The organism is Pseudomonas sp. GW456-E7, from assembly GCF_059424105.1.
The window spans coordinates 24,072-33,027 of the sequence record NZ_JBWKZB010000044.1 but is presented as its reverse complement, the minus strand read 5'-3'; the positions used below and the strand labels follow the sequence as shown (position 1 = coordinate 33,027).

The window sequence follows — 8,956 nt, the reverse complement described above, 5'->3', positions numbered from 1 at the left end:
CCCCAGCTCCTACATTGCACAAAACGGATAAAGGTCTGCACCCCGCGGATACTCCCGCCTGATCCACCGTCCTAGCATGACCCCTGCCTGAACAATAACAATGGAGGCGGCGGCCATGACCCTGCGACCCGAATATTTGCATTCCCTGCTTGAAGACGATCCCGAGCAGGGCCTCTATCGCTGCAAGCGCGAGATGTTCACCGACCCGCGTCTGTTCGACCTGGAGATGGAACACATCTTCGAAGGCAACTGGCTGTACCTGGCCCATGAAAGCCAGATCCCCAACATCAACGATTTCTACACCACGACCATGGGGCGCCAGTCGATCTTCATCGCGCGCAACAAGGACGGTGTGCTCAACGCCTTCATCAACGCCTGCAGCCACCGTGGCGCGACCCTGTGCCGGCACAAGTCCGGTAACAAGAGCTCCTACACCTGTCCGTTCCACGGCTGGACCTTCAACAACTCCGGCAAGCTGCTCAAGGTCAAGGATCCGGCCAACGCCGGTTATCCCGCGAGCTTCAACTGCGAAGGTTCCCATGACCTGACCAAGGTTGCGCGTTTCGAGTCCTATCGCGGCTTCCTGTTCGGCAGCCTGAAGGCCGATGTGCTGCCGCTGGTCGAGCACCTGGGCGAGTCGGCGAAGATCATCGACATGATCGTCGACCAGTCCGCCGATGGCCTGGAAGTGCTGCGCGGCTCCTCCAGCTACATCTACGAAGGCAACTGGAAACTCACCGCCGAAAACGGCGCCGATGGCTACCACGTCAGCTCCGTGCACTGGAACTACGCGGCCACCCAGAACCAGCGCAAGCAGCGTGAAGCCGGTGACGCCAACCCGACCATGAGCGCCGGCAGCTGGGCCAAGCAGGGCGGTGGTTTCTATTCCTTCGACAAGGGCCACATGCTGCTCTGGACCCGTTGGGCCAACCCCGAGGACCGTCCGCTGTACGAGCGTCGCGATGAGCTGGCGCAGGATTTCGGCAAGGCTCGCGCCGACTGGATGATCGAGAACTCGCGCAACCTGTGCCTGTACCCGAACCTGTACCTGATGGACCAGTTCAGCTCGCAGATCCGCATCGCCCGGCCGATCTCGGTCAACCGCACGGAGATCACCATCTACTGCATCGCCCCGAAAGGCGAGAGCGACCACGCCCGTTCCAGCCGGATTCGCCAGTACGAGGATTTCTTCAACGTCAGCGGCATGGCCACGCCGGACGATCTGGAGGAATTCCGTTCCTGCCAGACCAGCTACCAGGGCAGCGTCACCACCTGGAACGACATGTCACGTGGCGCCGAGCACTGGATCGAAGGTGCAGACGAAGCCGCCAAAGAGATCGACCTGCACCCGCTGCTCAGTGGCGTGCGCACCGAGGACGAAGGCCTGTTCGTGCTGCAACACAAGTACTGGCAGCAGACCATGCTCAAGGCCCTCGCCGCCGAGCAATCGAAACTGATCGCCGTGGAGGACGTGCAATGACCATTTCCTATGAAGCGGTGCGCGATTTCCTCTACCGCGAAGCGCGTTACCTCGACGACCGTCAGTGGGACGAGTGGCTGGAGCTGTATGCCCCGGACGCGACGTTCTGGATGCCGTCCTGGGACGACAACGACGAGTTGACCGAAGATCCGCAGCGGGAAATCTCGCTGATCTGGTACGGCAACCGCACCGGCCTGGAAGACCGCGTCTTCCGCATCAAGACCGAGCGCTCCAGCGCCAGCGTGCCGGACACCCGCACCTCCCACAACATCAGCAACATCGAGCTGCTCGAACAAGCCGACGGACTGTGCAAGGTGCGCTTCAACTGGCACACCCTGAGCTTTCGCTACAAGACCGTCGACAGCTATTTCGGCAGCAGTTTCTACACCCTCGACATGCGCGGTGAAAACCCGTTGATCAAGGCCAAGAAAGTGATCTTGAAGAACGACTACGTTCGTCAGGTCATCGATGTTTACCACTTGTGAGGCTGGCGTCATGACCCATTCCATTGCGTTCAATTTCGAAGACGGCGTCACCCGTTTCATCGACGCCAACGTGGGCGAGACCGTGGCCGATGCCGCGTACCGCCAGGGCATCAACATCCCGCTGGACTGCCGCGACGGCGCCTGCGGCACTTGCAAGTGTTTTGCCGAAGCCGGCCAGTACGAATTGGGCGAGGAGTACATCGAAGACGCCCTCAGCCCTGAAGAGGCCGCGCAGGGTTTTGTCCTGACCTGCCAGATGCGCGCCCAGAGCGATTGCGTGGTGCGCGTACCGACGTCCTCCGAGGTCTGCCGCACCCGTCAGGCCAGCTACGACGCGACCATCAGCGCCGTGCGCCAGCTGTCCGACAGCACCATCGCCCTGTCGATCAAGGGCGAAGCCCTGAGCAAACTGGCGTTCCTGCCGGGGCAGTATGTGAACCTGGGAATTCCCGGCAGCGAACAGACCCGCGCCTACTCGTTCAGCTCGTTGCAGCGCGATGGTGAAGTCAGCTTCCTGATCCGCAACGTGCCCGGCGGCTTGATGAGCAGTTTCCTCACCGGCATGGCCAAGGCCGGCGATTGCATGAGCCTGGCAGGTCCCCTGGGCAGTTTCTACTTGCGTGACATCCGCCGGCCGCTGTTGCTGCTGGCCGGTGGCACCGGGCTGGCGCCGTTCACCGCGATGCTGGAGAAGATCGCCGAGCAGGGCAGCGATCATCCGCTGCATCTGATCTACGGCGTGACCCACGATTTCGACCTGGTGGAAATCGACCGCCTCGAAGCCTTTGCCGCGCGCATCCCCAACTTCACCTTCAGCGCCTGCGTCGCCAGCCCCGAGAGCCGACATCCGCTCAAGGGCTACGTGACCCAGCACATCGAGCCAAAGCATTTGAACGAGGGCGACGTCGACGTCTACCTGTGCGGCCCACCGCCAATGGTCGAGGCCGTCAGCCAGTTCATTCGCGAGCAAGGCATCGCACCAGCGAACTTCTACTACGAAAAATTCGCCGCCAGCGCGGCATAACCTTCCGTTCGCCAGTCCCCTGTAGGAGCTGCCGAAGGCTGCGATCTTTTGATCCTGGTTTGTAAAAAACACAATCAAAAGATCGCAGCCTTCGGCAGCTCCTACAGGGGTGGCGTTGGCGTGAGCATGAGGATGACCATGAACAGATTTCACGAAAAAGTCGTGCTGATCACCGGCGCTGCCCAGGGCATCGGGCAGCGGGTGGCCGAGCGCATGGCCGCCGAAGGGGCGAAGCTGATCCTGGTGGATCGTTCCGAGCTGGTGTTCGACGTGCAGCAACAACTGGCCGCGACCACTCAGGTGTTGGCCCTGACCGCCGACCTTGAGCAATACGACGAATGCAGCCGGGTGATGCAAACCGCCGTCGAGCGTTTCGGCCGCCTCGATGTGCTGGTCAACAACGTCGGCGGCACCATCTGGGCCAAACCGTTCGAGCACTACGAGGCGTCGCAGATCGAGGCCGAGGTCCGCCGTTCGCTGTTCCCGACCCTGTGGTGTTGTCATGCCGCACTGCCGTTCATGCTGGAGCAGGGCAGCGGGGCGATCGTCAACGTCTCTTCCATCGCCACCCGCAGCCTCAACCGCGTGCCCTACGGTGCGGCAAAGGGTGGGGTCAATGCCTTGACCGCCTGTCTGGCGTTCGAAACCGCTGGTCGTGGTGTGCGGGTCAACGCCACGGCGCCTGGCGGCACCGAAGCACCGCCGCGACGCATACCCCGCAATGGTGCCGAGCAGAGCGAGCAGGAAAAACGCTGGTACCAGCAAATCGTCGACCAGACCCTCGACAGCAGTCTGATGAAACGCTACGGCACCCTGGATGAGCAGGCGGGGGCTATTCTGTTTCTGGCCAGCGACGAAGCGTCCTATATCACTGGCATGGTCATGCCCGTGGGCGGCGGCGATCAGGGCTGACGCGAGCGACGAACAATCCCATCGGCAAACGGAGTCATGGTGATGAGTGACAAACCCACGATCGTGCTGGTCCATGGTTTCTGGGGCGGTGCCGCCCACTGGAACAAGGTCATCGTCAAACTGCTCAGCCGGGGTGACACGCACATTCGTGCCGTCGAGTTACCGCTGACGTCCCTGGCCGAGGATGCCGAGCGTACGCGCAAGATGGTCGCCCAGGTGCCCGGTCCCGTGCTGCTGGTGGGGCATTCCTATGGCGGCGCGGTCATCACTGAAGCGGGTGATTTGCCGAATGTGGTCGGGCTGGTGTACATCGCCGCGTTCGCCCCGGACGCCGGTGAAAGCCCCGGCGGCATCACGCAACGGCACCTGCCTGCGGCAGCGGCCAACCTGATGCCCGATAGCGACGGTTACCTGTGGGTCAAGCCCGAGCTCTACCACGAGAGCTTCTGTCAGGACCTGCCGGCGACCGAAGGGTTGGTCATGGGCCTTACCCAGAAAGCGCCGCTGGCGAGCACCTTCGGCGACACCGTTGGCACGGTGGCCTGGAAGAACAAGCCATCGTGGTATCAGATCTCGACCGCCGACCGGATGATCGCGCCACAGAACCAGCAATGGATGGCCGAGCGGCTCAACGCCCGGGAGATTCTGACCTTGAACGCCAGTCATGCGTCATTGGCGTCGATGCCCGCCGAAGTGGCGGCCTTGATCGACAGGGCAGCGACGGCGTTGGCCAAAGACTAGAGTCTACAAGCGCCGCACAAAGGCGCTGATGATACTGCGCATGGCGTCGCTGATGTTCAGGTTATGCAGCGCATCCAGCGGGTGCCAGATGCAATCGGTGATTTCGTTCAGCGGTCGCAATTGCTCAAGGTTCAGCACCGACACCTCGAAGACGTGGTGTCGGGTGCCGTCCGTTTCCAGCTCCAGCACGTATATCAACTCGTCGACCCGCAGGCCGGTTTCCTCCCACAGCTCGCGCACGGCAGCATCGGCTGCGCTTTCACCCCGTTCGAGCTTGCCGCCGGGCAGCGTCCAGCGACCTCCTTGCTTGCGTACCAGCAGTACATGCCGGTCCTGCTCGCAGATGATGGTTGCGCGTACTTTCATGGGTTACCCGATGGCCGGTTGTAATGGAACAGGTAGGGAGAGGCAGCATTCGGGCCAGGGCTGCAATTGCGCTGCCATCGAATGGTTTGAGCTGCCGATGAGACGAAAAGTGCAACCGAAAGGGGGAATTTCCATGGCGACGTCTGGTCGGTATTTTGGAGAAGGGTGGGTGTAAGGTAAACAAGTCAACCTGATAGCACTGCCCAGGAGGAGGTGACCATGAGCGTTTCGATGCTGAACAAGATGCACATGAACGGCTATGACGTACTCAGCGTGAACAACGGCCCCTGGCGGGTATGCACCCAGGGTGACCGGCTTGGCTCGTTCAACAGTCGAGAGGAGGCACTGGCGTTTGCCGCGTCACTGCCCGGCTACAGGGCGCGTGCGGGCAAGCCTGCAGGCAGCCATCAAACAAAATGACCTCCTGTAGGAGCGAGCTTGCTCGCGATGGACGTCCGGACAACGCGTTCATTCAGACAGGGCGCGTCATCGTTGACGTCCATCGCGAGCAGGCTCGCTCCTACAGTGTTAATAACCACCCCCTCCACTGGGGCGGGAGGGCTCCCGGGCCTTTAGCTGCGCGTGGCTCCATTCCGCGCAGGTCATGAAGCTCTTGTGGTCGACCATGCCGCGGCCATCGAAACTGACGTTGTACGCCTGCTGATGACCTTCGTGAGTCAGTTTGTAGTCAAAGCAGGTACCGGGTTCAACGGTACGATCCGTGACCGCCAGGGGCTGGCCGCCGATTTGCCGGACTTGCTCGCGGGTCATGCCGGTGTCGACTTTCGCCACCAGCGGCTGGTCCTGATAGATCGAGTTGGTGCTGCAGCCTGCCAACGCGGTCAGTACGGCGACCAGCGTGAATAGAGGCCTGTTCATGGCAGCGCTCCCGCTATTGAGCCTTGTTGCGGCTAATGACCTTGGCTTTCACTTCCTCGGCATAGCCGGACAGTTTTTCTTCATCACCCTGAAACAAGGCACACAGTCTTTGCACGGCTTGCGCGTCGACTTCGCTGCCGAGCAGGCGCAACTGCTGCTCTATGCGCAGAAGCTCCACCGCCGACCAGCGCAAATCTGACGCAAGCCCCTGAAGATCACGCCGAAGTTGCTGTTCCGATTCGTTAAGCCACATGATGACCTCCTGAACACTGCACTCCGCCATTTTAGACCCGTTTACCGGACCGGATGTTGTGCTCGTCTGAATCAACAGGGTTTCCTTTGGTCGGGAAAAGCGAACGGGAAAAGGCGCCGGCTGCTCTAGTGCCGGTTGTTCACCCAGCAGGACGACGTCAAATGACAGCCTGCAAGGAACTAACTGGGCGAAGTGATATCAATGACTCGCCGAATCGTCGGGATGGATGTACGGTCGATGGCAAGCTACATTTTCTCTTTTCGAATTTAAGGAAGCAGCATGCGGATGTTGATGGGGGGAGTCGCGCTGGCATTGCTGGGCGGGTGTTCGTTGCCGGCGTCGCTGGTACCGGGCGAGCCGAATGTCAGCAAGCACAGCGAGAAGACGCCAAAAGAGTATGCGGCGTGCGTTTTGCCTGCCTGGCAGAAGGAAGTATCGAATACGACCCAGGTTTCGATTTCCAACGGCTACCGGATCACCGCACCGAGTGTGATAACGGCCGATGAAGTGCTGGATATCGTGAAATACAAGGATGGCAGCCGGATTTCGCTGTATCAGGGGCCGCCTTGGGCCAAATCCGGCGACCTGCGCAAAATCGTCCGCGACTGCCTGTAAGTGCGAGAGGGCGAAAATCGGTCACCGACCGTTTTTCGCCTCAACCGAGTAAAACCGGATGCCTGGCGTGCATCCGGTTTTTTTATGGTTCATCACGTAATTCCGGGATATTTCGTAATCTGTGCCGTCAGTCTGAAAGGTTGGTCGCAGGAATGATCTGCTCACTGGCCTGGGCGCTGCTTTTCCTTTCCCGACGCTCGTTCATCCAGCTCTCCACCTTGACGCCGAATTCTGCCGGGGCCTTGCGCCCGAATTTCCTGGCGATATCGATGATGGTTTGCTGGGCGAGGGCCTCTTCCATGCGTTTTTGCGCAACCATCATCGCCCCATGGACCGCGCATGGACCGTCCAGTGCCCAGGCCGGCGGGGTGCCGTCAAACACGGCGCAACGGCCACGGATCTCCCGGCAATCGAAGATCGACTTGCGGCCGTCGATGGCGTTGACGATATCCAGCAGGGTGATTTCGTCGGCGGGTCGGGCCAGCTTGAAGCCTCCGCGCATGCCTTCGGTGGCGACCACCAGTTTGCCTTTGGCCAGCTTGGTGAAGATTTTCGCCAGATAGTCCAGGGGAACGCCTTGCAGTTCGGCAAGGTCGCGCACGCTCGCTTCGCGCGAGTCGCCGCCGTTGCCGACGAGAAAAAGCAGGCAGTGGATGCCGTACTCGACACCTGCGCTGTAAAGAGACATACAGATCTCCGACTTGATTAGTCGCCAATTCTAGCAGCCGAGCCTAAGCCAGGCAACGAATCGTCGCGTCCTGAAATTTTTTTGTCCGCTCGAAAAGTCCTTGTCATGCACGTTCTTGAGGCTTTTCTACGGAAGTATCGACGGGTTCGATGGCCGCCATCAAAAAAAACCAGTTGCAGGATTTTACTCGGATCAATAGAGTCGTAGTTGTTCGAGCGGCACAGGTCGACGATTCTCGAAAAACACCGACCTCCTGCCGGCTCCCGATGAGCGTGACTCACAACCCTTGTTTATCCCCTGGAGTTAAAGATGAAACAGCACATTCTGGTGATCGGCGCAGGTTTCGGTGGCATGTGGACCGCTTTGAGTGCCACGCGCCTGTTCGACATTCACGGCCACAACGACGTTGAAGTGACCGTGCTGGCGCCCCAGGCCGAGCTGCGAGTGCGTCCGCGCTTCTACGAACCGAACGCCCATCAACTGGCGGCGCCGATCGGCGATCTGTTCGATGCTGTCGGGGTCAAGTTCATCAAGGGCGCGGCGCAGACCATCGATGTCGAGCAAAAGCAGGTCGGCTATGTCGATGCCGGCGGTGCCCGACAAGTCTGCAGCTACGACAAACTCGTTCTGGCCACCGGCAGCGGCCTGGCTTCGCCAAACACCCCGGGCGTGGCCGAACATGCATTCGACGTCGACCAGATCGAACAGGCCGTGCGCCTGGAAAACCACCTCAAGGCGCTGGCCAACCAGCCTGAAAGCAAGGCGCGCAACACGGTGGTCGTGGCCGGTGGCGGTTTCACCGGGATCGAAACGGCGACTGAAATGCCGACCCGCCTGCGGGCCATCCTCGGCGATCGTGCCGACATCAATGTGATCATCGTTGACCGTGGCGATAAAATCGGCGGCTCGATGGGTGAGGAAATCGCCGAATCGATCGTCGAGGCCAGTCTGGCGACCGGCGTGAAATGGCACCTGAAAGCCTCGGTCGTGTCGGTCGATGCCAATGGCGTCACCCTGTCCGACGGTGCGCGTATCGATGCCAGGACCGTGGTCTGGACCACCGGCGTTCGCGCCAGCTCCCTGACCGAACAGATCCCGGCCGAACGCGATCACCTGGGCCGCCTGCATGTCGACGCCCACCTGAAAGTGATTGGCCAGGACGACATCTTCGCCACCGGCGACGTCGCCTACGCAGCCAGTGACGAGATCGGCAACTACGCCCTGATGACCTGCCAGCACGCGATTTCGCTGGGCCGCCACGCCGGCAACAACGTGGCGGCGCAGATCCTCGGTGTCGACCCGACGCCGTACAGCCAGCCCAAGTACGTGACCTGCCTCGACCTCGGCGCCTGGGGCGCGGTCTACACCGAGGGTTGGGACCGCCAGGTCAAGTTGGTCAAGCATGAGGCCAAGGCATTGAAGACCCAGATCAACACCCAGTGGATCTACCCACCGGCGGCAGATCGAGTCACCGCACTGGCTTCGGCGGATCCGATGATTCCTGTGGCCTGAT

The 8,956-nt window shown here is 60.8% G+C and carries 12 protein-coding genes; 8 read left to right on the top strand and 4 right to left on the bottom strand.

The window, feature by feature from the left end; genetic code table 11:
* The first annotated feature begins 115 nt into the window (after positions 1-115).
* From benA to AC07YV_RS23595, 5 genes are all read left to right on the top strand, one after another.
* Complete coding sequence (gene benA, locus AC07YV_RS23615) at positions 116-1,480, top strand: benzoate 1,2-dioxygenase large subunit (RefSeq protein ID WP_102701606.1); 1,365 nt, start codon at positions 116-118, stop codon at positions 1,478-1,480.
* Entirely contained in the window at positions 1,477-1,965 is a 489-nt protein-coding gene (gene benB / locus AC07YV_RS23610; protein WP_102701587.1) for a benzoate 1,2-dioxygenase small subunit, read from the top strand. Before benA ends, benB begins: the two co-directional genes overlap by 4 nt.
* 10 nt (positions 1,966-1,975) lie before the next feature.
* Entirely contained in the window at positions 1,976-2,989 is a 1,014-nt protein-coding gene (gene benC, locus AC07YV_RS23605; RefSeq protein WP_102701586.1) for a benzoate 1,2-dioxygenase electron transfer component BenC, read from the top strand.
* Positions 2,990-3,127: 138 nt separating this feature from the next.
* Positions 3,128-3,901 (top strand): 1,6-dihydroxycyclohexa-2,4-diene-1-carboxylate dehydrogenase, encoded by a 774-nt coding sequence (locus AC07YV_RS23600; protein ID WP_102701585.1) that lies wholly within the window; start codon positions 3,128-3,130, stop codon positions 3,899-3,901.
* 42 nt (positions 3,902-3,943) lie between these two features.
* Complete coding sequence (locus AC07YV_RS23595) at positions 3,944-4,642, top strand: alpha/beta hydrolase (RefSeq protein WP_102701584.1); 699 nt, start codon at positions 3,944-3,946, stop codon at positions 4,640-4,642.
* 3 nt (positions 4,643-4,645) lie between these two features.
* On the opposite strand, the gene AC07YV_RS23590 is transcribed toward AC07YV_RS23595, so the two are convergent.
* Positions 4,646-5,008, bottom strand: a complete 363-nt coding sequence (locus AC07YV_RS23590) for an NUDIX hydrolase (RefSeq protein WP_102701583.1) — start codon at positions 5,006-5,008, stop codon at positions 4,646-4,648.
* Positions 5,009-5,227: 219 nt separating this feature from the next.
* On the opposite strand from AC07YV_RS23590, the gene AC07YV_RS23585 reads away from it, so the two are divergent.
* Entirely contained in the window at positions 5,228-5,428 is a 201-nt protein-coding gene (locus tag AC07YV_RS23585; protein WP_102701582.1) for an SPOR domain-containing protein, read from the top strand.
* Between the two features lie 108 nt (positions 5,429-5,536).
* Here the strand turns inward: AC07YV_RS23585 and osmE are convergent, their stop codons facing one another.
* Together osmE and AC07YV_RS23575 are read right to left on the bottom strand one after the other, a co-directional pair.
* On the bottom strand, positions 5,537-5,887 hold the full coding sequence (gene osmE, locus AC07YV_RS23580; protein WP_102701581.1) for an osmotically-inducible lipoprotein OsmE: 351 nt from the start codon (positions 5,885-5,887) through the stop codon (positions 5,537-5,539).
* Positions 5,888-5,900: 13 nt separating this feature from the next.
* On the bottom strand, positions 5,901-6,140 hold the full coding sequence (locus AC07YV_RS23575; protein WP_102701580.1) for a hypothetical protein: 240 nt from the start codon (positions 6,138-6,140) through the stop codon (positions 5,901-5,903).
* A 279-nt stretch (positions 6,141-6,419) separates the two neighbouring features.
* Here AC07YV_RS23575 and AC07YV_RS23570 point away from each other — a divergent pair, with 279 nt between their 5' ends.
* The gene (locus AC07YV_RS23570; protein WP_102701579.1) at positions 6,420-6,755 is read left to right on the top strand and encodes a hypothetical protein; all 336 of its coding nucleotides are present in this window, start codon (positions 6,420-6,422) and stop codon (positions 6,753-6,755) included.
* A gap of 127 nt (positions 6,756-6,882) precedes the next feature.
* On the opposite strand, the gene AC07YV_RS23565 is transcribed toward AC07YV_RS23570, so the two are convergent.
* Positions 6,883-7,443 carry an RrF2 family transcriptional regulator gene (locus AC07YV_RS23565; protein ID WP_102701578.1) on the bottom strand — a complete coding sequence of 187 codons (561 nt, stop codon included), beginning with the start codon at positions 7,441-7,443 and terminating at the stop codon, positions 6,883-6,885.
* Between the two features lie 309 nt (positions 7,444-7,752).
* On the opposite strand from AC07YV_RS23565, the gene AC07YV_RS23560 reads away from it, so the two are divergent.
* Positions 7,753-8,955: an NAD(P)/FAD-dependent oxidoreductase gene (locus tag AC07YV_RS23560; RefSeq protein WP_102701577.1), complete on the top strand. Its 1,203-nt coding sequence runs from the start codon at positions 7,753-7,755 to the stop codon at positions 8,953-8,955.
* Position 8,956 lies beyond the last annotated feature (1 nt).

Bases quoted from the DNA above. Each gene is read 5' to 3' on its own strand.
- AC07YV_RS23560 (WP_102701577.1), top strand. From the start codon at position 7,753: ATGAAACAGCACATTCTGGTGATCGGCGCAGGTTTCGGTGGCATGTGG.
- benA (WP_102701606.1), top strand. From the start codon at position 116: ATGACCCTGCGACCCGAATATTTGCATTCCCTGCTTGAAGACGATCCC.
- AC07YV_RS23585 (WP_102701582.1), top strand. From the start codon at position 5,228: ATGAGCGTTTCGATGCTGAACAAGATGCACATGAACGGCTATGACGTA.
- AC07YV_RS23595 (WP_102701584.1), top strand. From the start codon at position 3,944: ATGAGTGACAAACCCACGATCGTGCTGGTCCATGGTTTCTGGGGCGGT.
- AC07YV_RS23600 (WP_102701585.1), top strand. From the start codon at position 3,128: ATGAACAGATTTCACGAAAAAGTCGTGCTGATCACCGGCGCTGCCCAG.
- AC07YV_RS23565 (WP_102701578.1), bottom strand. From the start codon at position 7,443: ATGTCTCTTTACAGCGCAGGTGTCGAGTACGGCATCCACTGCCTGCTT.
- AC07YV_RS23575 (WP_102701580.1), bottom strand. From the start codon at position 6,140: ATGTGGCTTAACGAATCGGAACAGCAACTTCGGCGTGATCTTCAGGGG.
- AC07YV_RS23570 (WP_102701579.1), top strand. From the start codon at position 6,420: ATGCGGATGTTGATGGGGGGAGTCGCGCTGGCATTGCTGGGCGGGTGT.
- benC (WP_102701586.1), top strand. From the start codon at position 1,976: ATGACCCATTCCATTGCGTTCAATTTCGAAGACGGCGTCACCCGTTTC.
- benB (WP_102701587.1), top strand. From the start codon at position 1,477: ATGACCATTTCCTATGAAGCGGTGCGCGATTTCCTCTACCGCGAAGCG.
- osmE (WP_102701581.1), bottom strand. From the start codon at position 5,887: ATGAACAGGCCTCTATTCACGCTGGTCGCCGTACTGACCGCGTTGGCA.
- AC07YV_RS23590 (WP_102701583.1), bottom strand. From the start codon at position 5,008: ATGAAAGTACGCGCAACCATCATCTGCGAGCAGGACCGGCATGTACTG.